Below are 21,680 nucleotides of genomic sequence, written 5' to 3'. Positions count from 1 at the left end.
CGCGCTCCAGCGCCGCCGCTGCTTGCATTATCGATCTGGGTCGGTGACCGGGGGGCGCCACTCTCCAATTATAGCCGCCTTTGGGCAAAAACGCGCCCCCGGAAAAACATGACGCCTTTTGCCGCAGTTATCAACGCCCTGAGACCGCATACATAAGAACTATCTAATTTAAGTGGCGCTCGAACGCCGCTCGGGGGGATGCATGAAACGCTTTAGGCCTTTGTCGCGCCGAGGATTTCTCATCGGCGCGGGCGCAGCGGCGACGATCGGCGCCCCGGCCTTGGGCCAGGGCCATGCGATGCGCCGGATCGCGCCGAACCGGGCGTCCGACGCCTTCACGCCGGACGTCGAACTCGAATTAATCTGCAAGCGCGACCAAACGTCCATCCTGACGGGCAAGGCCACGCGGGTGTGGCGCTACGTCGGCAATCTGATCAAAGGTCCGCCCAACGCGCTGACGGCGCTGCCCGACGCTTACCTCGGCCCCCTGCTGCGTTTCACCAAGGGACAAAAGGTTCGCATTTGGCTTCGCAACGAATTGCCGGAGGAAACCATCACGCATTGGCATGGCCTGCATGTGCCGATGCTGATGGACGGCCATCCGACGGCGGCGATCGATCCGGGCGAAACTTACGTCTACGAATTCGAGATCCACAATCGCGCCGGGATGTATTTCTATCATCCGCATACGCACGAGAAGACAGCGACGCAGGTCTATCGCGGCCTGGCGGGCCCCATCATCGTTGAGGACGAGGAAGAGCGCGCGCTCGGACTGCCGTCCGGCGAATTCGAAATTCCGCTCGTCATCCAGGATCGCGCGTTCGACGGCGACAATCAGCTCGCCTATGGCGGCGACATGCATACGAGCATGTTCGGTTTTTATGGCGACCGCGTGCTCGTCAATGGACGATGCAATTTTACGCTCGACGTCGCGAGCCGCGCCTACCGTCTGCGGATCCTCAACGGCTCGAATGCGCGCATCTACAAATTGTGCTGGGACGACCGGACTCCGCTGACCGTGATCGGCGTCGACGGCGGTCTATTGGAGAAGGCGGAGACGCGGCCCTATGTGATGCTGGCGCCCGCCGAGCGCGTCGATCTCATCGTCGATTTCAGCGGCCGCCCGCAAGGCGCGAAGCTGACGATGCTGAGCGGAGAATTCTACGGTCTGATTCCGCCGATGGCGCAGCGCATGATGGGAAGCGATCTCGCGATGGGCGAGGAATTCCCTTTGTTTGCGGCCAGGGTGACGAAAGCTTCAACCGAGTCATGGAAGCTTCCGGAGAAGCTTTCGACCATCAGACGCTTCCGCAAGGACGAGATCGCCAATCTGGGCGATCCCATTCCGATCGCCATCACCATGGCGCGCATGGCGATGTCCCTCAACGGTCGGCCCTATGGCCATGACGACATCCAGCCGCGCGAACGCATTCCCGTCGACACGACGCAGCTTATTGAAATTTTCCATGAGCGTGGCGGAATGGGCGGAATGGGCGGCATGGGTCGAGGCGGCATGATGGGTGGCGGCATGATGCGCGGCCGAATGGGCGGCATGGGCATGGGCATGATGGGCGGCATGGGCATGATGGGAATGATGTCGATGGCGCATCCCATCCATCTGCACGGCCAGCCCTTCGAGATTATCGAGCGCAGCTTCGAGGGCGACGAGGACGCCTACGCCTCGATCCGCGACGGTCTCATCGACAGCGGCCTAAAAGACACCGTGCTCGTCACGCCGGGCGAGCGCCTGCGAATCATCAAGCCGTTCGGCGATTTCAAGGGGCGATTCATGTATCACTGCCATAACCTCGAACATGAGGACGCAGGCATGATGCGCGAGTTCTCGGTGGAGTAGAGCGGCTCAAGACGCGCGGCGTCCGTGAAGCGCATTCTCTTCTCAAACGTCGTTATCTAACTCAATCTTAAAAGCTGTCTATTCAAGCGCACTCCCGGTCGGGCCTGCGGCCCGCCGGGAGCGATATTGCGCGGACTAATGCTGCATGCCGCCCATTCCGCCCATGCCGCCGCCTGAATGCGACATGCCGCCCATGCCGCCGCCCATGCCGCCCATCATGCCGCCCATCATGTCGCCCATGGACATGCCGACCTTCATGATGCCGCTCAGCGTCTCATTTGCGATCTTCTTCTGCTCATCGCTCAAACTGGTGAAAAGCGACTCGATCGCCGCCTTCTGTGCGCGCACCACCTCGAGATGGTCGACCATATGGTTCTCCATCATCGTGAGCTTATTCAACACTTCCGGCTTGGAATGGTCCGCGCGCATATCGGCGGCGTCGCATTTTTGCTTCGCCTTTTGCGCCGCGGCGCGCCACGCCTCTGCGAAGGCGTTCCAGGCGCCGGTTTGCCCGTCGGTCAGTTTCAACTCGGCCTTCAGATAGGCGAGGCGTCCCTCGAGATGATCGGCGAAGCCGCAGACCATTTTGTTCATCATCCCGCCGCCGGAATGCGACATGCCGCTCATGCCGTCGCCGCCCTTGCCGCCGTCCTTCCCGCCGCCGTGGCTCATGCCCGACATGCCGCCCATCATCCCGCCCATCATCCCGCCCATGCCGCCGCCCATTCCGCCGTCCTTGCCGCCGCCTTGGCCCATGCCCGACATGCCGCCGTGATGGCCTGCATGACCTTCGTCGGCCTTGCCCGCTTCGCTCTTCTGCTCATCGGCCTTGCCGGATTCAGCGCCGCCTGATTGCGCCTGGCCAGGGTCCGCCCATTGCGCCGGGGCGTTGGCGCCGCCGTGCTCCATGGCGCCATGGTCCATCTTGTTATGGTCCATCTTGCCATGGTCCATGCCGCCCTGTCCTGCGCCGCCCTGCTGCGCCTGCGCCGCCGAGAGTCCAGCTGCGAGGAGCAAAGCGGCGGCGCTCGCCGCAAGCAATTTTCCGCGCGATGTTAGTTTTCGCGTCGTCATGGCGCCCTCCCTTGCGATGTTTGTCGCGATCGCTCCTGTCGTCGCTGGCGCGACGAATCATTGGTGGAGTTTCGCGCATGAGCGCCTAACCGAGCATCAGGCGCCGTTGAACGTCTGCAACTTTGTCACAGATCAAGCCGTGAGGCGATGGGCGAATCGTCACGCAGACGCATGAATTTTGAAAGCGATCTTTGCCTTTTTTTGAACAGATCCCGCGACGCAAAAACCGATAGGCGCAAGCCCAACGCCCGTCTTTCACTCGGCCACGTCGATTGTGCAGCGCGCGCGAGGTTCGATGTCGCAAATTCGTCGCGCCAACTTGCTTTTCTTCGCACAAGCGAAAACCGCCGCTGGGATGTGGCGCAAAAGCTTATGCCGCCTTCTTCTCCGCGATCTCGACGAGCGCGCGCAGAATGCGCCGCGTGCCGGCGAGGCGCTGTTTCGTGTTCTCGAATTCGCGGATAAACACCACGCGCATGTCGGGACGCACCTTGGCGCTTGTCCGCTGCTCCGCGACATAACGCACGAGTCCGGCGGGATTGGCGAATTTGTCTTCGCGGAACGCGACGATGACGCCCTTCGGGCCGGCGTCAATCTTCTCGACATGCGCCCGCCGGCAGAGCGCCTTGATCGCGACGATCTCGAGCAACTGTTCCACTTCCGCCGGGATCGGGCCGAAACGGTCGATCATCTCGGCGGCGAAAGCTTCGATGTCCTGATCCGTTTCGAGCGTCGACAGACGGCGATAGAGCTGCAGGCGCAGGGTGAGGTCGGCGACATAGTCTTCCGGTATCGTCACCGGCGCGCCGATGGCGATCGTCGGCGACCAGACTTCCTCCTGCGGCTCCTCGACTCCAGCCTTCAGCAGCGTGATCGCGTCGGCGAGCATCTGCTGATACAGCTCGTAGCCCACCTCCCTGATATGTCCCGACTGCTCCTCGCCAAGCAGATTGCCGGCGCCGCGAATGTCGAGATCGTGACTGGCGAGTTGGAAGCCCGCGCCAAGCGTATCCAGCGACTGCAGCACGTCCAGCCGCTTTTGCGCCTGAGGCGTGATCGTCCGGTTGGCGGGCGTCGTGAACAGCGCATAAGCGCGCAATTTGGCGCGCCCGACGCGGCCACGCAGCTGATAGAGCTGCGCGAGGCCGAACATATCGGCGCGCCAGACGATCAGCGTATTGGCGCGTGGGATGTCCAAGCCCGACTCGACGATCGTCGTCGACAGCAGAATGTCGAATTTGCCGTCGCAGAAGGCCGACATCTTGTCCTCGAGTTCGCTCGCGCTCATCTGCCCATGCGCCGTGACGAATTTCGACTCAGGCGCGTTTTCGCGCAGAAACGCCGCGGCCTCCTCGAGGTCCTCGATGCGCGGACAGACGAAGAAGGCCTGGCCGCCGCGATAGCGTTCGCGCAGCAGCGCTTCACGCACGATGAGCGAATCGAAGGGCGAGACGAAGCTGCGCACGGCCAGCCGGTCGATCGGCGGCGTGGCGATGATCGAAAGCTCGCGCACGCCCGTCATCGCGAGCTGCAGCGTGCGCGGTATGGGCGTCGCCGAGAGCGTCAGAACATGCACCTCGGCGCGCAACTCTTTCAGCCGCTCCTTATGGCCGACGCCGAAATGCTGCTCCTCGTCGATGATGACGAGTCCAAGATCCTTGAAGCTTACGGTCTTGCCGAGCACGGCATGCGTGCCGATTAAAATCTCGATGTGGCCGTCGGCGAGGTCCTTCTTCGTCTCGCGCGTTTCCGCGGCGCCGACCATCCGCGACAATCGTCCGATGCGCACCGGCAGGCCCGCAAAGCGCTCGCTGAAAGTCTTGTAGTGCTGACGCGCAAGCAAGGTGGTGGGCGCAACGACGGCCACCTGCTTGCCGTTGATGGCGGCGCAGAAGGCGGCGCGCAGCGCGACCTCGGTTTTGCCAAAGCCAACGTCCCCGCAAACGAGTCGATCCATCGGCCGGCCGGCGGCGAGATCATCGAGCGTCGCATCGATGGCGGCGAGCTGATCCTCGGTTTCATCATAAGGAAAGCGCGCGCAGAATTCGTCGTAGAGTCCTTCCGGCGGGGCGAGCTTCGGCGCCTCGCGCAATTGCCGCTGCGCCGCAATTTCGATGAGCCCTTTCGCCATTTCGCGGATGCGATTCTTCATCCGCGACTTGCGCGACTGCCAGCCGGCGCCGCCAAGGCGATCGAGCTGCGCTTCGGCGTCCTCGCCGCCATAGCGCGTCAAGAGTTCGATGTTTTCGACCGGCAGATAGAGCTTGTCGCCGCCAGCGTAGTGGAGTTCGAGGCAATCATGCGGCGCGCCGGCGGCGGAGATCGTTTCGAGACCGATAAAACGGCCGATGCCGTGATCGACATGCACGACAAGATCGCCGGCGGCGAGCGCGGCGACTTCGCCGAGGAGATTTTCGTTGGGCTTGCGTTTGCGGCGGCGACGAACGAAGCGATCGCCAAGAATGTCCTGCTCGCCCAGAACCGCGTAGGCATCCGTCTCGAAGCCGTGTTCGATCCCGAGAACACCTACGGAGACGGCCTTCGACAACGCCTGCGGAAGCGACGCGACGCGCGGCAAGTCGGGCACGCCGTGTTCCGCGAGCACATGGCCCAGCCGCTCGCAGGAGCCCTCGGACCAGCCGGTGACGATGACGGTTCTGCCTGTGTCGCGCAGCGCCTCGACATGATCCGCGGCCGCCTGGAAGACATTGACGTCGGGCGTGTTGCGCTCGGGCGCAAAGTCGCGGCCGGGCCGCGCGCCGCAGTCGATGGCTTTCTGGCCTTCATGCGCGGCGAAAGGCGTGAATTGCGCCGCCGCGCGCCCCTCGATGGCGGCGCGCCATTCGTCAAGCGACAGATAGAGCGCGCGCGGTTCGAGCGGCTTATAGTTTGAGGCGGCAGGATCGAGATCATGCGCATATTTGCGCGCGTCGTAATAATCCTCGATCTGCTTGACGCGCTCCGCCGCCGCATCCTCGACAAGCGGATCGAGTACGACCGGCGCCTCGCCCAAATAATCGAAGAGCGTATCCATCCGCTCGTAGAAGAGCGGCAGCCAATGCTCCATGCCGTGGAAGCGCCGGCCTTCGCTGACAGCCTCATAAAGCGCGTCGCCGCGCGTCTGCCCGCCGAAGCGCGCGGCGTAGGACTGCCGGAAGCGGCGCATCGTCTCGCTCGTCAGCCGCAATTCGCTCATGGGCGTGAGGTCGAGCGAACGGAGCTGCCCGGTGGCGCGTTGCGTATCTGGATCGAACGAGCGGATGGATTCGAGCGTTTCGCCAAAGAAGTCGAGACGGATCGGAGCCGGCAGCCCCGGCGGATAAAGATCGACAATGCCGCCGCGTTGCGCATATTCGCCGGTCTCGCGCACGGTGCTGGCGCGCAGATAGCCATTCGACTCGAGCCAAAGCGCCAATTCGTCGAGCTTCACGACATTGCCGGGCGCGGCGGCGAAGCTTTCGGCGGCGACCATCTTTTGTGGCGGAACGCGCTGCAACAGGCAGTCGACGGTCGTCGTGACGACGCGCGGACGTTCGAATGAGGATTTTGCGCGCGTGAGACGCGAAAGCGCCGTCATGCGCCGCGCCACCACGCCGGCGTGCGGCGACACGCGATCGTAGGGCTGGCAGTCCCATCCTGGAATGTCGAGGATTTCGACGTCGGGATTGGCGAAACGCAGGGCGTTGCGAAAGGCCGCCGACCGCGCGCCGTCGCGCGCGACATGCACGAAGACCGCCGCGTGTCCTTCCGCCTCCCGCGCGAGCGCGCGCGCAAGATCGGCGCTGACGAAAGCGTCGAAGCCGTCGGGCGCATGGGCGAAAATCAGCCTTTCGCCTTTGACGAGACTGCTCCGCGCCGCTTGAAGTCCCGCCGCCGCTTTCTTGAGCTTTGTCGCAGCCGCGCTCAATGGATCGGCCCGTCGTGTTGGTGAAAGGCGATGATCTGCCGCAGAACCGGCGTGTCATGCTCGGCCGGCGGCTGTTCAGCCCCCGACAGCCATCGGAACACCGCGGCGTCGGGCAGGTCGAGCAGAGCTTCGAGTTCGTCCAGCGCCTGCGCGGGAAGCGTCTCGACGCGCGCGTCGACGAAGCCTCCCAACAGGATGTCCATCTCGCGCATGCCTCGCCGCCAGGCGCGCACCCGGATGCGCCGCCTGCGCATGTCGTCGTCCAACGTCCGTCTCCTTATATGGCGCGAGGCTTAATGCAGGCGCAAAGGAAAGGCAAAGGAAGGTCAGGGAAAGACGCCGAGCAGCGGGGCGCGCGCACGGCTTGCCCGGCCCTGCGGCGCTTCGTCTGAGACTCCGCGTTGGCGAAGTTCCTTGACCTCAAGATGCGGCTGCGCTATCTGGCGCCTCTCGCGTGCGCGCGCTCGCGGGGGAGTAGCTCAGTTGGTTAGAGCGCCGGCCTGTCACGCCGGAGGTCGCGGGTTCAAGTCCCGTCTCTCTCGCCAAAACTTCCATAGCATAGAGAAATCTCGCATATCGCCGGCGCGGCGCTTTTTGCGATCGTTTCAAATCAGCGCGCTTTGTTCTGACTGATCGCTCACGCAATCGGACGCCTCACGGGCCGATCGAGTCCGCGCGATTCTATATTCACTTGTGCCGGGCGCCGAGCTTTACGCGCAATCAGGAAGCTTCTGACTTAGTGCGACGGAATTCACGTGCTTCTTCCTTGCTCGATCGCTGAACGAGAAAGCCGAAAGCCTCGGCCTCCGCAGGATAAAGGCCTTCCGGCCCACCCTCGCGCCCGGAACAAGAGTACTGGTGTCGCGTTAGGCGTGCTCGGGGGGCTCCTCACCTGAGGACCTGGAGATTTGGAATGAAAAACTCACGCAAGCTGCTCACGACAGCGCTCGCCGCAACCATGCTCGTCGGCGCGGTGTCGGCCGCCACCCCGGCCTCGGCGTGGAGCCGTTGGGGTGGCGGCGGATGGGGCCGTCATTGGGGTTACGGTGGTGGTTGGGCGCGCCCAGGCTACTGGGGCTCTGGCGCCGGACTGGGGTTGGGCGTCGCAGGCCTCGCCACCGGCCTCGCGCTCGGAGCGGCGGCCAGCGCCCCGTACGGCTATGGCTACCCTGGCTACTACGGCGCGGCCACCCCGGGCTACTACGGCGCCGCTGTCCCCGCCTACGGCTACGGCCGCTGCACATGCTGGTAAGCGGCTTCTACTCCAGACCCGGTTAAGATGATGTCTTAATAGTAAGACAGTGCAGCCGCGCAATGCGCGGTTGCATTCCAGCATAGTAAGACAGTGCAGCCGCGCAATGCGCGGTTGCATTCCAGCGCCACCGGGGCTGGCGAATTCTTCCGCCCGACGACGCGACTGCGAGGCGCCAGCCGCACCCATTCGGTCCCAGCCCCCTTCCAATTCGGCTTCCAGAGAAAGCATTCTCAACATATAGGGACCCCGGCTTATCTTCGCCGGCCAGGCGCTACGCTCCCTAACCGCCCCGCCTTCGCCCGAATTAAACCGCTGTGGCTTGGCTCCCGGCGCGCGCTATTTGCCCCTCTTGGGCTTCGACGCGGCGCTTCAGAGGGAATGGGACATGCAAAGCAAGTGGGCCTGGCGGCTGTCCCATTTCTTCCAGCAGTTATGGGTGCGGGTCACGCTTTATGCGATCGTCGCCTGCGTCACGGCCTTCGCCGCCTTCCTGTTGCGCACCTATGTGCCGGAGTGGATCGACCAGGACCTCGGCGCCGACGCCGTCGAAAGCGTGCTGACGATACTGGCCTCCTCGATGCTGGCGGTATCGACCTTCTCACTGGGCATCATGGCGGCCGCGATTGCGAGCGCCGCATCGAGCGCGACGCCGCGCGCAACACAGCTTCTGCTCGAAGATAAGACCTCTCAAAAGGTCATCGCGACGTTTCTCGGCGCATTCGTCTTCAGCCTCGTCGGAATCGTCACGCTCAAAATGGGGATGTACGGCGGCGCCGGACGGCTTCTGCTGTTCTTCGTCACGCTTGTGGTCATCGCGCTGATGTTCTGGAATTTCATTCGCTGGATTGATCTGCTGCGCGTATTCGGCCGCTTTTCGGACCTTCTGCCGCGGGTGGAGAAGGCGACCGCCGAAGCGCTCGAAGAGCGGCTCGAATCGCCATACCTCGGATGTTACCCCTCAATCGAGCCTCCGCCCGAGAACGCGACGCCAATCCATGCAGAGCGGCCGGGCTATGTCCTGCACATGGATCTCACGGCGGCGCAGGAAGCGGCGGAAGAGACGGGCGCGATTGTGTGGATAGAGGTCAACCCCGGCTCCTTCGCGCATCGCACCAAGCCCCTGTGTTACGTCGCATGTCCGAACATCGAGCAAGAGCGGCTCAAGGAGCTGACGGAGACTCTGCGAGGCGTTTTTTCCGTCGGCGACAATCGAACCTTCGAGCAGGATCCCCGGTTTGGCCTGATCGTCCTTAGCGAAATCGCTTCGCGCGCGCTCTCGCCGGCGATCAATGATCCCGGCACGGCGATCGACGTGCTCACGCGCGGCGCGCGCCTGCTCGCGCTGTGGGAGACCCGCAGCGAAGCGGAAGTGAACTTTCCCAATATCTATCTGCCGCCGCTCGACGTCGGCGACATGTTCGAGGATTTCTTTCGTCCCATCGCGCGCGACGGCGCCGCCTTGGTCGAAGTGCAGATCTGGCTGCAGAAAATACTGCTCGGTCTGGCGCGCGATGATGAGACGACCTTCGGCAAGGCCGCCCTGCGTCAGTCCGCCGACGCCCTGGCGCGCGCGGAAGCAAAACTAACCCTCGAGTCGGAAAAGCAGCAGATTCGCGCGCTCGCTGCACAGATCGACGAGGCCGCCCGCTTCGTCGAGCCGCCGACGATCTGACCGCGTCAGCGAATGTCGATCTCGGTTTCGACGATATGATTGAGCGGCGTGCCTTCCGCCGTCAACGCCATGCGCAGCTTCAAGCGGCCGCTATCGACCTTGTGCTCGCGCACGATGCGCTCGATCTCGCGCTGCGAGGTGACGCCCACCTCCTTGAGAAACTTCCGAACGGCCATGTTGAAAGCGTCTTCGTCCATCGCCCGGCTCCCTTTGCCGACACAATATACATAGTGCGATTCCCGAAGGCGTCATGCCCGCGCTTGTCGCGGGCATCCACGCCAGGAGCGTGCGGCGGCTTTCGTGGATGGCCGGGACAAGCCCGGCCAAGACGCGCGAGAGAGCAAAAAGTCACCCCGCCTTCGCCACTTCGCGCTGCGCAAAGCCCAGACGGATATTCAGCTCGTACAGCAACTTCTCCGCCGCCTGCGGAATATTGGTGCCGGGCGGGAAGATCGCCGCCGCGCCAGAATCATACAAGGCCTGGAAATCGTCCGGCGGGATGACGCCGCCGACGACCATCATGATGTCGCCGCGCCCGGCGCGTCTGAGCGCGTCGCGCAGTTCCGGCGTCAGAGTCAGATGGCCGGCGGTCATCGTCGAGACGCCGACGATATGCACGTCGGCTTCCGCCGCTTTCCTGGCGACTTCGTCGGGCGTCGCGAAGAGATCGCCGATGACGACGTCGAAGCCCATGTCGGCGAAGGCCGAGGCGATGACCTTCTGGCCGCGATCATGGCCGTCCTGACCCATCTTGGCGACGAGAATGCGCGGTTTGCGCCCGACGTTCTCTTCAAAGTCGCGCGTCATCCCGATCACGCGGCCAAGATGAACGCTCTCCTTGCCGGCTTCCTTCGCATAGACTCCCGAAATCACATTGGCCTTCGGCTGATGGCGGGAGAACACTTTTTCGAGCGCAAAGGAGATTTCGCCGACGCTGGCCTTCGCCCGCGCCGCCTTGACCGCGAGATCGAGAAGATTGGCGCCTGATGTGGCGCCGTCGGTCAGCGCGGCGAGCGCTGCTTGCGTCTTCGCTTCGTCGCGCTCTTCACGCAGCCGCTTGAGCTTGTCGAGCTGCGCGGCGCGCACCGCGGCGTTGTCGACCTTGAGCACATTGGGCTTGGCGTCGTTCACCGGCTGATATTTGTTCACGCCGACGACGACCTGCGTTCCGCTGTCGATGCGCGCCTGCGTCTTCGCCGCCGCCTCCTCGATGCGTTGCTTGGGCACGCCCGCGGCGATCGCCTTGGCCATGCCGCCCAGCGTCTCGATCTCCTCGATATGCTTCCAGGCCCCTTTTGCGAGCTCCGCGGTCAGGCGCTCGACATAATAAGAGCCGCCCCACGGATCGATGATCCGCGTCGTGCCGCTCTCCTCCTGCAGCACGATCTGCGTGTTGCGGGCGATGCGGGCGGAGAAATCGGTCGGCAGCGCGAGCGCCTCATCGAGCGCATTGGTGTGCAGCGACTGCGTATGGCCTTGAGTCGCCGCCATCGCCTCGACGCAGGTGCGGATGGCGTTGACGTAGACGTCCTGCGCCGTCAGCGACCAGCCGGAGGTCTGGCAGTGCGTGCGCAGGGTCATGCTCTTCTCGGACTTGGCGCCCAGATCCTTCATCAGCCGCGCCCAGAGCAGGCGCGCGGCGCGCAGCTTCGCGACCTCCATGAAGAAATTCATGCCGATGGCGAAGAAGAAGGAAAGACGCGGCGCGAAGGCGTCGATGTCGAGTCCCGCCGCGACGCCGGCGCGCACATATTCGACGCCGTCGGCGAGCGTGTAGCCCAATTCGAGATCGGCCGAGGCGCCGGCCTCCTGCATGTGATAGCCGGAGATCGAGATCGAGTTGAACTTCGGCATATGCTTGGAGGTATAAGCGAAAATATCCGACACGATGCGCATCGAAGGGTCGGGCGGGTAGATGTAGGTGTTGCGCACCATGAATTCTTTGAGAATGTCGTTCTGGATCGTGCCGGTCAGCTTTTCGGCGGGCACGCCCTGCTCTTCCGCCGCGACGATGAAGAGCGCGAGAATGGGCAGCACCGCGCCGTTCATGGTCATCGACACCGACATCTGATCGAGCGGAATGCCGTCGAACAGCGTGCGCATGTCATAGATCGAGTCGATCGCGACGCCCGCCATGCCGACGTCGCCCATCACGCGCGGATGGTCGGAATCATAGCCGCGATGGGTGGCGAGATCGAAGGCGACGGAGAGGCCCTTCTGTCCGGCGGCGAGGTTGCGCCGGTAGAAGGCGTTCGAGTCCTCGGCGGTGGAGAAACCCGCATATTGGCGGATCGTCCAGGGCTGGGCGACATACATCGTCGGATAGGGTCCACGCACGTAAGGCGCGACGCCCGGATAGCCGTCGACGAAGGCGAGGCCCTCGATATCCTGCGGGCCATAGGCGTTCTTCACCTCGATTCCTTCCGGCGTCAGCCAGCGGCGGGGCTTCGCCTCCTGCTTAGGCGCGACCGGCGCAAAGGGGATCGATGCAAAGTTCGGTATCGCGGACATTCTTTCCTCGGCTATTTTGCCATTTTCTCTTAGACCAGAGCGGCCTGTCTCGCAAAGCCGTGGCAGCAAAGGGCAGAGCGCGGCGATTTGAAGCGCTGCGGATCAGCCCCCGCTCGGCGCACCGCCCTCCCTCCTCGCCGCCCTCTTGCCCTGATCGCGGCAGGCGGGTCACAATCCCACTCCCGGCCGTTCGCCTTCGCCCAAAAACCCCAACCCAGGAAATCAATATGCGCCATTCCCTAAGCCTGTTGCTGATCGCCCTCTTCGCCAGCGTGGCGCCCGTGCAGGCCATGGCGGGAAACGATATTCCCGACGACGTGAAGGTAAGATGCAAGGCCGATTATTCGAGGTTGTGCAGCGGCGTCATGCCCGGCGGCGGGCGGGTCCTCGCCTGTTTTCAGGCGCATAAGGCGGAAGTCTCGCCGGATTGCGCCGATGCGCTCTCCAAGATGAAGAACTGACGCGCCGTCTCCCGCGCTTCCGCCGCTACGGCGGGAGCGCGCCCGCCGGCGCGTTCAGCCGTCCACGCCGTCCGACGTTTTGGAGGAAAATCGCGCCGAGGCGTAGCGAATCGTTAGGACGGCGAGCGAGAGAATGAGCGTCGCGCCCGCGAGGATCAGTATGCCGATGTCCGGGAGCGATTCCGTCTGCACATAGCCGATCATGTGGCGGGTGAGCGCCGTGATGCCGACATAGAGGAGGAAGCGCACCGGCATGTGGTTGGTGCGGAAATAGATGCCGACCATCGAGCCGATTTCGAGATAGATAAAGAGCAGCAACAAATCTTCGATCGAAGCGTGGCCCTTCGTCGCCATTTCGAGAAATGCTTTCGCCGCCGCCCAGACCGTTGCGCCGCCAATCGCGAACAGTCCCAGAAGGTGGAAGAGTTCGGTGAGCAGGTAGCCGATCGGATCCATCCGATCCAGTATTCGACGCACCGCGGGGTGTTGCTTCCTGTCCAAGTCTTTCATCGCTTGCCTACAAGGTTGTGCAGCGCCCAGCATGGTCGTAGGCCGCAGCGTCAACGTCGCGTATGGCGCCGCCGGGCGCAAATGACTTTGTCACCAAAGCTCCTGCGCGCTTATTCTCCTAGCCGCCGGCCCCAGTCTTCCACCTTGCGGCTTTCGAGTCGCCTGCGCGCGAGCGCCCGCCAGCTTTCCGCCAGCTCCGGCAGCGCAGCCATCTCAGTGAGTTCATCGAAAGCGCGCGGCCGCACGTAGAGCAAGGCGAAAAGCCGGGCGAGCGGCCAATCGGTGCGCGGCCGCTCGATAAGCCGCAGATCGTCACCGGGCTGCGCCGCGCCCGTTTCGAGAACGCGGTAGTACCAGCCGCAGCGCATCGTCTCCTGCGTGCGCCGCGCCATGTCGCGCCGGCCGAAGCGAAAATTGAGGGTCAGGCAGGGCTGTCGTCCCTGGCTCACCTGCAGGCGCGCGCCGCCAAGCGCGAAGACGTCGCCGACGCAGACCTCAACTTCGGTGAGCCCGCTCGTCGAAATGTTCTCGCCAAAGGCGGGCGCAACGAATTCGCTCGCAAGTTCCGGCAAATCCGCGCGCCAAGCGTCGTAATGCTCGCGCGGATAGTGGTGCAGCGCTTTCTCGGCGCCGCCGTGATGGCGCCGATCCGCCTGACGATCGCCAACAAGCCCTTCCGCCTCGATGCGCCAGGGCGGCGCCAGCGGCGCCTTGCGGATCGCGCTTTTGCGGCCTGGGGCGATCTCGCGCGGGCGCCCCGCGTAGAGCCTGTCGATCGGGAGATCAACCATCGTGATTCGTTCCGCGCCAGCGGTCGCGCAGGCGCTATCTCTGGATGGATTCGAGATAGGCGAGCAGCGCTTCGATTTGCATGGCGCTGAGCCGAAACTGCGGCATCTCGACGCCCTCATGGCCGACGACGATGCCCTCGGCGAGCGCCTCTTCGAGATTGTGCAGCGGATATTTTCGCGCGAGATCGCGAAACGGCGGCGACTTGGGATTGGCGCTCTGGCCGCGCGGGCCGACCGCATGGCAGCGGCCGCAATTTGCTTGCGCGATCGCCCGCCCGCGCTTCAGCAGTTGGGCGTCGACAGGCGCTTTCGCGGCGGCGGCGCCGGCGGCGAGCAAGAGGCAAATCGTAATCGCTACAGCCGCGAATCGGAGCATCATCGAAGTCTAGCCGCGCGCCCGGCGCCTGTCACCGTGGCCTATTTGCGCACGACAAGCACCGAACATTTGGCGTGGCGCACGATGGTCTTGGCGTTGGAGCCGAGCAGATAGGTCGCCATCGTCGGGCGATGCGAACCGACCACGACAAGGTCGGCGCCCCATTCCTCGGCCTCGGCGAGCACTTCCGGGTAGACGGCGCCGAAGCGCACGATCGAAGACACGCGCTCCGCCGGATAGGCGACCTTGCCACGCAACACTGCGAGGTCCTTTTCGGTCGCCTCGCGCATCTCCTCGTCGAAATTGGGCGGAATGTAGTCGATGAAGGCCACCGGAACGAGCGGCTGAACATTGACGAGCCGAAGCTCAGCCTCATGCTCCACTTTTGCGAGCGCCACCGCCGCGTCGAGCGCGAGCTGCGTGACCTCGTCCTCGCCGATCTCCACCGCCACCAGAATTTTCTTATACATCCCCGCCTCCCGATGCGCGCGGCGTCGACGCCGACTCGCTCCTTCATAGCGCGGCTGACGCCGCCGAGCCACTGACCCGCATCGGGCGAGTTCAATCCGCAGAAGCGCTACAAAATTCTAGTTGAAAAGTTGGATTGTCACGACTCTTACGTTTCAAAAACCTCGAATGAAGTTAAGTTCGCTCTTCTTTTCAAAGTGATCTTGGGAGGGAATTTATGAAGTCTTGGATTCACGGCGCCCTCGTGGCGTCTATCTTCGCGTCGTCCAACGCCTACGCCGCCGAGAACGGCGTCAATTACGATCCTGCGCACAGCGGCGCTTACGTGGCGGCGCAGAAGGCAAATGACGTCGCGACGATGAAGAGGGTCGTCGGCGATGATCTCACCCAGATCAGGACGCTGGGCTTTTCGCGCGTCAAGACATTCTACTCGACCTATTGCACGATCAACGGGCAAAACTGCGTGAGCATCGCTGAGCTGGCGACGGCGAGAAACATGCGCCTGATGCTCGGTGTTTTCGAATTTCCCGATCACCCGGACTGGACGCAGGCGCAGATTAGCGCCGCCGTCGACGCTAATTTCCGTTTTCCCGGCACGATCGTCGCTTTCGTCGTCGGCAATGAAGACATGTTCGATTGGCAAGGCAATCCGCAACCGGCGATGCAGCAGCGAATCGTGACCGACATGACCACGCTCAGGAATCGGACCAACAACAAGGTGGTGGTGACGACGGCGCAACGCGCGCCGGATTGGATTCGCCTCGTCGCCAGCGATCCTCAAAAAGTGTTGCAGAACGTTCCCGTCATCGGCGCGAATATCTATCCGTTCTGGGGCGGCTCGCCCGAGAAGGTCAACGGCAGGAGCGTCGCAAACGACATTCAGGCCACCGTCACCAACTTGGCGAGCAAAACCGCGAAGCCGATCATCGTCACCGAGGAAGGCTGGCCGAGCTGCGGAAACAACGCCGGCATGAAGGACATGAACATCGAGTCGGAAATTGATTATTTCAGCACGTGGAAAACGCGCCAGCAGAACTTCGACAGTTATTATTTCGCCGCTTACGACAAACAATCCGGCGGCGGCTGTCCGAACAACGACGACGCCGACAGGCATTTCGGCTTGTGCAGCGATTCCGGCTTAACGAAGGACGTCCGGCTGATGAAGTGCAAATAGCGGCGCTCCGGCGCTCGCGCAGCGCGCGATGCCTCGTCGCGGGGACGACACCGTCCCCCGACAGCCGCTCAGAAACCTATTCGACCGCTTCGGCTTTGACGAAATTCCAGGACGCCGTGTCGACGATCCGGCTTTCGCGACTCTCATTGCTGAGCTTGGCGCAGGTGCCGTCGACCGCTGTGACGGTCCACAGATCGATCTCTTCGTCCCAGGCGCCTTCGCAATTCACAAGCGTCGTGACTTTATAGATTTTGCCAGCCTCAAGCATGTTGCTGTCCTGTGCTGAACGATTCCCTTGGGAAAATACGGCATGGGCTCAACGCGACGACTCTTCGTTATCGTCACCATAAAGCAGGCAAAATTAGGGAACGCCGCCGGCGACACATAGAATAGGCGCGCGTCGTTCCCCGCCAATTCTTAAGTTCACGCCGTGTTGACGCCGCAGCGCATGTAGAGCGGGACGCACAGCGGCAGATCCGGCGGATGCGCGCTCCAGGCCTCCTCCAACTCCCGATCGACGAGCGCCAGCGGATCGCTGCCATAACGCAGTCTGTATTTCTCGACCGCGGACCAGGTCTTGAGAAAGCTCACGAGATCGCTTTTCGATCGCGCAACCGGCGTCTGAAACGGCGGGCAGTCGATCTCCTTGAACGGAAACGGCAAGGTCTTGTAGCGCTCGAAATAGAGCGCCGAGTTCTCCGCCCAGAAGGGGCCGAGAATATCGTCTTTGAGCCTGCGCAGGATCGCGTCGAGCGGCTCGACATGCGTTCGCGGCCAGTCATAGGTCCATGCCGCGATGATCCCCTCGGGGCGCAAGGCGCGCCGCGCGTTTGCGTAAAAATTCGGCAGGTCGAACCAGTGGATCGAACAGGCGCAGGCGATGAGATCGACCTCCGCGCGCAGGCCGAGATCGTCTTCCGCGCGCGCCAGACGATAGTCGATATTGGCCTCTTTTGGCGCGAGCGCCAGCTGCCGGGGATCCGGATCGGTCGCGAGCACGCGTGTGAAATGGCGCGAAAGTCCGAGCGCCGCCTGCCCGCTCCCCGCGCCGCAATCCCAGGCGAGCCGATCCTGCGTCGCAACGCTCGCGAGCCACGCGAATAGCGCGTCGGGATAATGCGGGCGGAAGGCGCGATAGTCGTCGGCATTGTCGCCGAACACCATCGTCTGGCGTGCATTCATCACTGCGGCCTCACTTCGTCCCGAACATGCGTTGCGGGCCCAGACCCTTTTGCGTCAGCCACTGCGCCGTGGCGCGATCATGCCAGGGCGTCAGGCTGCCGACGCCATGGAAACCCATGTGTCCCCCGCCCTGCGTCAGCGCCGTCTCGATCATCGGCAGTTTCGACCAGTCGATCGCCGCATAACTCTCCGCCGGAACCCAGGGGTCGTCGAGCGCGTGCAGGATCAGCGTCGGCAGCCTCGCGCCGACGAGGAAATTCTTCGCGGCGTTGGATTCGTAATAGTCCTGCGCCCCCCGATAGCCGAAATGCGGCGCGACGAAGCGATCATCGAATTCGTAAAGATTGCGGGCGCCGGCGATCGCGGCGCGCTCCGCGGCGGTGAGCGCGGCGCTCGGCGCCAGCGCCTCGCGTTTCATCTCATTGAGCATGTAGCGATGATAGACGAAATTGCGCGGCGCCATCAGCAGGGCGCAGGACGCTGCGAGGTCGATCGGCGTCGACACGGCGACGGCGGCGAGAACCGGCAGCCCATGGCCGCCCTCGCCCATGAATTTCAGCACGAGATTGCCGCCGAGCGAATTGCCGATGAGCACAATGCCGCGACTCACGAGTTCCGCCGGAAGGCCACGCAGCGCCGCGACCAAATCCTCGGTCTTGCCGGCGTGGTAGCGTCCGCCGGAAGTGGCGCGCGACGGCGCGGCGCCGCGCAGATTGAGGCGCAGCACCGGCCAGCCTTGGCTCACGAGATAGCGCGCCGTGGCGATTCCATGCCGGCTGGATTCGGAGCCGGCGAGCCCATGCGTCAGAACGATGAGCGGCGCGCCGCTATCCATCGCCGGTCGATCGAGCCGCGCCGCAAGACGGTCGCCGTCCGGCATGGCGAGCAGCAGCCGCTCGCCGCCGGGAAGCTCTGGCGGTCCGCCGACGATAATGTTGCGCAACGTCTGCAGATCGCCGCCGAGCCAAGGCGCCCGCTCACGGAAGGGAGGGAGCGAGGGGTTTGAGGAGGTGGGTGCACAGGGCATCGCTCCTAACCTACAACTGACTGGGCAGGCTGGCGAAAGCTGGTCGCAAGATCAGCTTGCCGCGTTGGCTTTGGCCAGCGCTGCGCAGCCTCTCGCCCCGTTCGTGGGCGAGCCTCGTGGCCGACCGTGCGTCGTCCCTCAGCCCCCATTCACCCTTCCCATCACCGCATCGAGCTTCTTCAACAGTTCCGGATCGCGTGCGTCGGGGGCGGTGACAATGGCGCTGTCGAGCGCGCGGTCGGAGCCGATCGGGCAGGTCTCGTGTTCGCTCGGGAATTCGGTCAAAACGCGCGCCAGTAATCGCGCGACCGTCGCCGAATTCTTCTGAACGACCGCGATCACCGAAGCGATGTCGACATTGTCGTGCTCGGGGTGCCAGCAATCGAAATCGGTCACCATGGCGACGGTGGCGTAGGAGATTTCGGCTTCGCGCGCGAGCTTGGCTTCGGGCATCGCCGTCATGCCGATCACGTCATAGCCGGCGGCTTTGTAGGTGAGCGATTCGGCGTAGGACGAAAACTGCGGGCCTTCCATGCAGACGTAAGTTCCGCCGGCGACATGATCGACGCCCTCGGCCTTCGCCGCCGCGCCGATGCGCGCCGACAGCAGCGGCGCGATCGGATGCGCCATCGACACATGCGCGACGCAGCCGTCGCCAAAAAAAGAGGATTGCCGCGTGAAGGTGCGATCGACGAATTGATCGATCAGCACGAAGAGACCCGGAAAAAGCTCGGATTTGAATGAGCCACAGGCGGAGACCGAAATCAGATCGGTGACGCCGGCGCGCTTCATCGCGTCGATATTGGCGCGGTAGTTGATCGTCGAGGGCGAGAGCCGATGGCCGCGCCCGTGCCGCGGCAAAAAGACCGCCTGGGTCGCGCCCAGCTCGCCGAAGCAGAGTTCGTCGGAAGGCTCGCCCCAGGGCGTCGTGACCCGCTCGCGGCGGAGGTTGGCGAGCCCCGGTAGATCATAAACGCCTGACCCGCCGATTATTCCGACGACCGCTCTGGTCATGAATTATGTCTCCCTCGTAGCTGTTGCTTGGCCGGGTTTTGGGCCGGCGCCAAAAATCGCGGCAATGTGACAGGGTTGCGCCCCCAAAATGCCTGTGTTAGGGGACGCTCGCCTTGGAGCTGGGGCGCAGCGGCCCTCGTTCCTTTTCCTACAGCATCCGTCGTTTGAGGCTAACCGCTTAATCGTCGCGACCGTGCAACTTGCACTGCGAGCGGCGTCTCCAAACGGCGTAGATTGACGAGCGAACCAAGTGGCTCAAGACGGGGATTCCTTATCAGGCGTTGCGGGTCGCTACGCCTCCGCACTCTATGATTTGGCGACGGAAAACCACGCCGCCAATGACGTCGCCGCGGCGCTCGATCGATTCAAGACTCTGCTGGATGGCAGCGCCGATCTCAAGCGCATGGTCAAAAGCCCGGTGTTCTCCGCCAAGGAGCAGCTCGACGCCCTCGAGCCCGTTCTCAACAAGGGCCAGATCTCCGGCATCGCCGCCAATTTCATCCGTCTCGTCGCCGCCAAGCGACGTCTCTTCGTCATCTCCGACATGATCGCCGCCTATCGCCGCCTGCACGACAAGGCGAAGGGCCTGGTGCGCGCCGACGTGACGATCGCGGCGCCGCTGAAGCCGGATCATGAAGCCGCGCTGCGCCAGACGCTCGCCGGCGTCACCGGCGGCAAGATCATCGATCTCAAGGTGACGACGGATCCGTCGATCATCGGCGGTCTGATCGTCAAAATCGGTTCACGCATGGTCGACGCCTCCGTGCGCACCAAGCTCAACTCAATCCGCACACGCATGAAAGAGGTCGGCTGATGGATATCCGCGCCGCAGAAATTTCCGCGATCCTCAAGAAGGAAATCGCCAACTTTGGCGCCGAGGCCGAGGTCACCGAGGTCGGCCAGGTTCTGTCCGTCGGCGACGGCATCGCGCGCGTCTACGGACTCGACAATGTGCAGGCCGGCGAGACCGTCGAATTCCAGGACGGCACCAAGGGCATGGCGCTCAATCTCGAAACCGACAATGTCGGCATCGTGATTTTCGGCGACGACCGCCACATCAAGGAAGGCCAGACGGTCAAGCGCACCGGCGCCATCGTCGAGGTTCCGGTCGGCAAGGAGCTCCTGGGCCGCGTCGTCGACGCGCTCGGCAATCCGATCGACGGCAAGGGCCCGATCAAGGCGACGCAGCGCTCGCGCGTCGACGTCAAGGCGCCGGGCATCATTCCGCGCAAATCCGTGCATGAGCCGATGGCGACGGGCCTGAAGGCCGTCGACGCGCTGATCCCGATCGGCCGCGGCCAGCGCGAACTGATCATCGGCGACCGCCAGACCGGCAAGACCGCCATCGCGCTCGACACGATCCTCAATCAGAAATCGCTGAACGACGGCGACGACGAGAAGGCGAAGCTCTACTGCGTCTATGTCGCCATCGGCCAGAAGCGCTCCACCGTGGCGCAATTCGTCAAGGTGCTCGAAGAGCGCGGCGCGCTCGACTATTCGATCATCGTCGCCGCGACGGCCTCCGATCCGGCGCCGATGCAGTTCCTCGCGCCCTTCTCCGGCTGCGCGATGGGCGAATATTTCCGCGACAACGGGATGCACGCCGTCATCATCTATGACGATCTGTCCAAGCAGGCCGTCGCCTACCGCCAGATGTCGCTGCTGCTGCGCCGCCCGCCGGGACGCGAAGCCTATCCGGGCGACGTCTTCTATCTGCATTCGCGCCTGCTCGAGCGCGCCGCCAAGCTTTCCGACGATCGCGGCGCCGGGTCGCTCACCGCGCTGCCGGTCATCGAGACGCAGGCGAACGACGTGTCGGCCTATATTCCGACGAACGTCATCTCGATCACCGACGGCCAGATCTTCCTGGAGACCGATCTCTTCTACCAGGGCATTCGTCCCGCGGTGAACGTCGGCCTTTCGGTGTCGCGCGTCGGCTCGTCGGCGCAGACCAAGGCGACCAAGAAGGTCGCCGGCAAGATCAAGGGCGAACTCGCGCAGTATCGCGAAATGGCCGCCTTCGCCCAGTTCGGCTCGGACCTCGACGCGGTGACGCAGCGCCTCTTGAATCGCGGCGCCCGCCTCACCGAACTCTTGAAGCAGCCGCAGTTCTCGCCCTTGAAGATGGAAGAGCAGACCTGCGTGATCTACGCCGGCGTCAACGGCTATCTCGATCCGCTGCCGGTCAATCGCGTGCGCGCGTTCGAAGACGGCTTGCTCGCTCTGCTGCGCTCGCAGCACAGCGACATTCTCGAGAGCATCCGCACGACGAAGGATCTCACCGACGAGACCGCGGCGAAACTCAAGAGCGTCGTCGAGAGCTTCGCGAAGAGCTTCGCGTAACGAGCGTATCGCCATGGCCGGGCTTGTCCCGGCCATAACGGGCGTTGGAAAAACGAGACA

Annotated in this window: 20 protein-coding genes and 1 tRNA gene; 8 read left to right on the top strand and 13 right to left on the bottom strand. The window is 63.5% G+C overall.

The features are described 5' to 3' along the window. The first annotated feature begins 202 nt into the window (after positions 1 to 202). On the top strand, positions 203 to 1,855 hold the full coding sequence (locus ACR65T_RS14690; RefSeq protein WP_434497186.1) for a multicopper oxidase family protein: 1,653 nt from the start codon (positions 203 to 205) through the stop codon (positions 1,853 to 1,855). Positions 1,856 to 1,990: 135 nt separating this feature from the next. Here ACR65T_RS14690 and ACR65T_RS14685 read toward each other — a convergent pair whose 3' ends face one another. The 3 genes from ACR65T_RS14685 to ACR65T_RS14675 form a co-directional block, all read right to left on the bottom strand. After that, entirely contained in the window at positions 1,991 to 2,929 is a 939-nt protein-coding gene (locus tag ACR65T_RS14685; RefSeq protein ID WP_434497185.1) for a Spy/CpxP family protein refolding chaperone, read from the bottom strand. Between the two features lie 370 nt (positions 2,930 to 3,299). Beyond that, positions 3,300 to 6,836 (bottom strand): transcription-repair coupling factor, encoded by a 3,537-nt coding sequence (gene mfd / locus ACR65T_RS14680; protein WP_434497184.1) that lies wholly within the window; start codon positions 6,834 to 6,836, stop codon positions 3,300 to 3,302. Continuing rightward, complete coding sequence (locus ACR65T_RS14675; RefSeq protein WP_434497183.1) at positions 6,833 to 7,102, bottom strand: succinate dehydrogenase assembly factor 2; 270 nt, start codon at positions 7,100 to 7,102, stop codon at positions 6,833 to 6,835. Before ACR65T_RS14675 ends, mfd begins: the two co-directional genes overlap by 4 nt. Before the next feature lie 202 nt (positions 7,103 to 7,304). Between ACR65T_RS14675 and ACR65T_RS14670 the strand changes: the two genes are divergently transcribed. From ACR65T_RS14670 to ACR65T_RS14660, 3 genes are all read left to right on the top strand, one after another. After that, positions 7,305 to 7,381: transfer RNA gene (locus ACR65T_RS14670), tRNA-Asp, on the top strand. Positions 7,382 to 7,749: 368 nt separating this feature from the next. Further along, positions 7,750 to 8,088: a hypothetical protein gene (locus ACR65T_RS14665; RefSeq protein ID WP_434497182.1), complete on the top strand. Its 339-nt coding sequence runs from the start codon at positions 7,750 to 7,752 to the stop codon at positions 8,086 to 8,088. A gap of 388 nt (positions 8,089 to 8,476) precedes the next feature. Beyond that, a complete protein-coding gene (locus ACR65T_RS14660) occupies positions 8,477 to 9,763 on the top strand; it encodes a DUF2254 domain-containing protein (protein ID WP_434497181.1) in 1,287 nt (428 codons plus the stop codon). A gap of 5 nt (positions 9,764 to 9,768) precedes the next feature. Here the strand turns inward: ACR65T_RS14660 and ACR65T_RS14655 are convergent, their stop codons facing one another. Both ACR65T_RS14655 and scpA read right to left on the bottom strand, forming a co-directional pair. After that, positions 9,769 to 9,960 (bottom strand): DUF6494 family protein, encoded by a 192-nt coding sequence (locus tag ACR65T_RS14655; RefSeq protein WP_434497180.1) that lies wholly within the window; start codon positions 9,958 to 9,960, stop codon positions 9,769 to 9,771. Positions 9,961 to 10,111: 151 nt separating this feature from the next. Next, positions 10,112 to 12,274, bottom strand: coding sequence for a methylmalonyl-CoA mutase (gene scpA, locus ACR65T_RS14650; RefSeq protein WP_434497179.1), 2,163 nt, complete (start codon positions 12,272 to 12,274; stop codon positions 10,112 to 10,114). A gap of 227 nt (positions 12,275 to 12,501) precedes the next feature. Here scpA and ACR65T_RS14645 point away from each other — a divergent pair, with 227 nt between their 5' ends. Further along, positions 12,502 to 12,735 carry a cysteine rich repeat-containing protein gene (locus tag ACR65T_RS14645; RefSeq protein WP_434497178.1) on the top strand — a complete coding sequence of 78 codons (234 nt, stop codon included), beginning with the start codon at positions 12,502 to 12,504 and terminating at the stop codon, positions 12,733 to 12,735. 54 nt (positions 12,736 to 12,789) lie between these two features. Here the strand turns inward: ACR65T_RS14645 and ACR65T_RS14640 are convergent, their stop codons facing one another. The 4 genes from ACR65T_RS14640 to ACR65T_RS14625 all read right to left on the bottom strand — a co-directional run bounded on the left by ACR65T_RS14640 (position 12,790) and on the right by ACR65T_RS14625 (position 14,882). Then, positions 12,790 to 13,245, bottom strand: a complete 456-nt coding sequence (locus tag ACR65T_RS14640) for a phosphate-starvation-inducible protein PsiE (protein WP_434497177.1) — start codon at positions 13,243 to 13,245, stop codon at positions 12,790 to 12,792. A gap of 110 nt (positions 13,246 to 13,355) precedes the next feature. After that, positions 13,356 to 14,036 (bottom strand): MOSC domain-containing protein, encoded by a 681-nt coding sequence (locus tag ACR65T_RS14635; RefSeq protein ID WP_434497176.1) that lies wholly within the window; start codon positions 14,034 to 14,036, stop codon positions 13,356 to 13,358. A gap of 34 nt (positions 14,037 to 14,070) precedes the next feature. After that, positions 14,071 to 14,415, bottom strand: a complete 345-nt coding sequence (locus ACR65T_RS14630; protein ID WP_434497175.1) for a c-type cytochrome — start codon at positions 14,413 to 14,415, stop codon at positions 14,071 to 14,073. 38 nt (positions 14,416 to 14,453) lie between these two features. Next, a complete protein-coding gene (locus ACR65T_RS14625) occupies positions 14,454 to 14,882 on the bottom strand; it encodes a universal stress protein (protein ID WP_434497174.1) in 429 nt (142 codons plus the stop codon). Between the two features lie 215 nt (positions 14,883 to 15,097). On the opposite strand from ACR65T_RS14625, the gene ACR65T_RS14620 reads away from it, so the two are divergent. Next, positions 15,098 to 16,054 carry a glycoside hydrolase gene (locus ACR65T_RS14620; protein ID WP_434497173.1) on the top strand — a complete coding sequence of 319 codons (957 nt, stop codon included), beginning with the start codon at positions 15,098 to 15,100 and terminating at the stop codon, positions 16,052 to 16,054. A gap of 76 nt (positions 16,055 to 16,130) precedes the next feature. On the opposite strand, the gene ACR65T_RS14615 is transcribed toward ACR65T_RS14620, so the two are convergent. The 4 genes from ACR65T_RS14615 to ACR65T_RS14600 form a co-directional block, all read right to left on the bottom strand. Further along, positions 16,131 to 16,322, bottom strand: coding sequence for a hypothetical protein (locus tag ACR65T_RS14615; RefSeq protein WP_434497172.1), 192 nt, complete (start codon positions 16,320 to 16,322; stop codon positions 16,131 to 16,133). 155 nt (positions 16,323 to 16,477) lie between these two features. Beyond that, positions 16,478 to 17,236 carry a class I SAM-dependent methyltransferase gene (locus ACR65T_RS14610; protein ID WP_434497242.1) on the bottom strand — a complete coding sequence of 253 codons (759 nt, stop codon included), beginning with the start codon at positions 17,234 to 17,236 and terminating at the stop codon, positions 16,478 to 16,480. A gap of 10 nt (positions 17,237 to 17,246) precedes the next feature. Further along, positions 17,247 to 18,263 (bottom strand): YheT family hydrolase, encoded by a 1,017-nt coding sequence (locus tag ACR65T_RS14605; RefSeq protein ID WP_434497171.1) that lies wholly within the window; start codon positions 18,261 to 18,263, stop codon positions 17,247 to 17,249. A 138-nt stretch (positions 18,264 to 18,401) separates the two neighbouring features. Beyond that, positions 18,402 to 19,277 carry an S-methyl-5'-thioadenosine phosphorylase gene (locus tag ACR65T_RS14600; RefSeq protein ID WP_434497170.1) on the bottom strand — a complete coding sequence of 292 codons (876 nt, stop codon included), beginning with the start codon at positions 19,275 to 19,277 and terminating at the stop codon, positions 18,402 to 18,404. A gap of 250 nt (positions 19,278 to 19,527) precedes the next feature. Between ACR65T_RS14600 and ACR65T_RS14595 the strand changes: the two genes are divergently transcribed. Together ACR65T_RS14595 and atpA are read left to right on the top strand one after the other, a co-directional pair. Further along, positions 19,528 to 20,091 (top strand): F0F1 ATP synthase subunit delta, encoded by a 564-nt coding sequence (locus ACR65T_RS14595; protein WP_434497169.1) that lies wholly within the window; start codon positions 19,528 to 19,530, stop codon positions 20,089 to 20,091. Continuing rightward, positions 20,091 to 21,620 (top strand): F0F1 ATP synthase subunit alpha, encoded by a 1,530-nt coding sequence (gene atpA, locus ACR65T_RS14590; RefSeq protein WP_434497168.1) that lies wholly within the window; start codon positions 20,091 to 20,093, stop codon positions 21,618 to 21,620. The genes ACR65T_RS14595 and atpA overlap by 1 nt, the downstream gene beginning before the upstream one ends. Positions 21,621 to 21,680: the final 60 nt, after the last annotated feature.

The organism is Methylocystis sp. (assembly GCF_051061285.1).
In the GTDB taxonomy this organism is placed as follows: Bacteria; Pseudomonadota; Alphaproteobacteria; order Rhizobiales; family Beijerinckiaceae; genus Methylocystis.
The sequence above is the reverse complement of the archived record's forward strand: the minus strand, read 5'-3'. Positions and strand labels throughout refer to the sequence as shown.

Bases quoted from the DNA above. Each gene is read 5' to 3' on its own strand.
- ACR65T_RS14690 (WP_434497186.1), top strand. From the start codon at position 203: ATGAAACGCTTTAGGCCTTTGTCGCGCCGAGGATTTCTCATCGGCGCG.
- ACR65T_RS14685 (WP_434497185.1), bottom strand. From the start codon at position 2,929: ATGACGACGCGAAAACTAACATCGCGCGGAAAATTGCTTGCGGCGAGC.
- ACR65T_RS14665 (WP_434497182.1), top strand. From the start codon at position 7,750: ATGAAAAACTCACGCAAGCTGCTCACGACAGCGCTCGCCGCAACCATG.
- ACR65T_RS14660 (WP_434497181.1), top strand. From the start codon at position 8,477: ATGCAAAGCAAGTGGGCCTGGCGGCTGTCCCATTTCTTCCAGCAGTTA.
- ACR65T_RS14655 (WP_434497180.1), bottom strand. From the start codon at position 9,960: ATGGACGAAGACGCTTTCAACATGGCCGTTCGGAAGTTTCTCAAGGAG.
- scpA (WP_434497179.1), bottom strand. From the start codon at position 12,274: ATGTCCGCGATACCGAACTTTGCATCGATCCCCTTTGCGCCGGTCGCG.
- ACR65T_RS14645 (WP_434497178.1), top strand. From the start codon at position 12,502: ATGCGCCATTCCCTAAGCCTGTTGCTGATCGCCCTCTTCGCCAGCGTG.
- ACR65T_RS14640 (WP_434497177.1), bottom strand. From the start codon at position 13,245: ATGAAAGACTTGGACAGGAAGCAACACCCCGCGGTGCGTCGAATACTG.
- ACR65T_RS14635 (WP_434497176.1), bottom strand. From the start codon at position 14,036: ATGGTTGATCTCCCGATCGACAGGCTCTACGCGGGGCGCCCGCGCGAG.
- ACR65T_RS14630 (WP_434497175.1), bottom strand. From the start codon at position 14,415: ATGATGCTCCGATTCGCGGCTGTAGCGATTACGATTTGCCTCTTGCTC.
- ACR65T_RS14625 (WP_434497174.1), bottom strand. From the start codon at position 14,882: ATGTATAAGAAAATTCTGGTGGCGGTGGAGATCGGCGAGGACGAGGTC.
- ACR65T_RS14620 (WP_434497173.1), top strand. From the start codon at position 15,098: ATGAAGTCTTGGATTCACGGCGCCCTCGTGGCGTCTATCTTCGCGTCG.
- ACR65T_RS14615 (WP_434497172.1), bottom strand. From the start codon at position 16,322: ATGCTTGAGGCTGGCAAAATCTATAAAGTCACGACGCTTGTGAATTGC.
- ACR65T_RS14610 (WP_434497242.1), bottom strand. From the start codon at position 17,236: ATGAATGCACGCCAGACGATGGTGTTCGGCGACAATGCCGACGACTAT.
- ACR65T_RS14605 (WP_434497171.1), bottom strand. From the start codon at position 18,263: ATGCCCTGTGCACCCACCTCCTCAAACCCCTCGCTCCCTCCCTTCCGT.
- ACR65T_RS14600 (WP_434497170.1), bottom strand. From the start codon at position 19,277: ATGACCAGAGCGGTCGTCGGAATAATCGGCGGGTCAGGCGTTTATGAT.
- atpA (WP_434497168.1), top strand. From the start codon at position 20,091: ATGGATATCCGCGCCGCAGAAATTTCCGCGATCCTCAAGAAGGAAATC.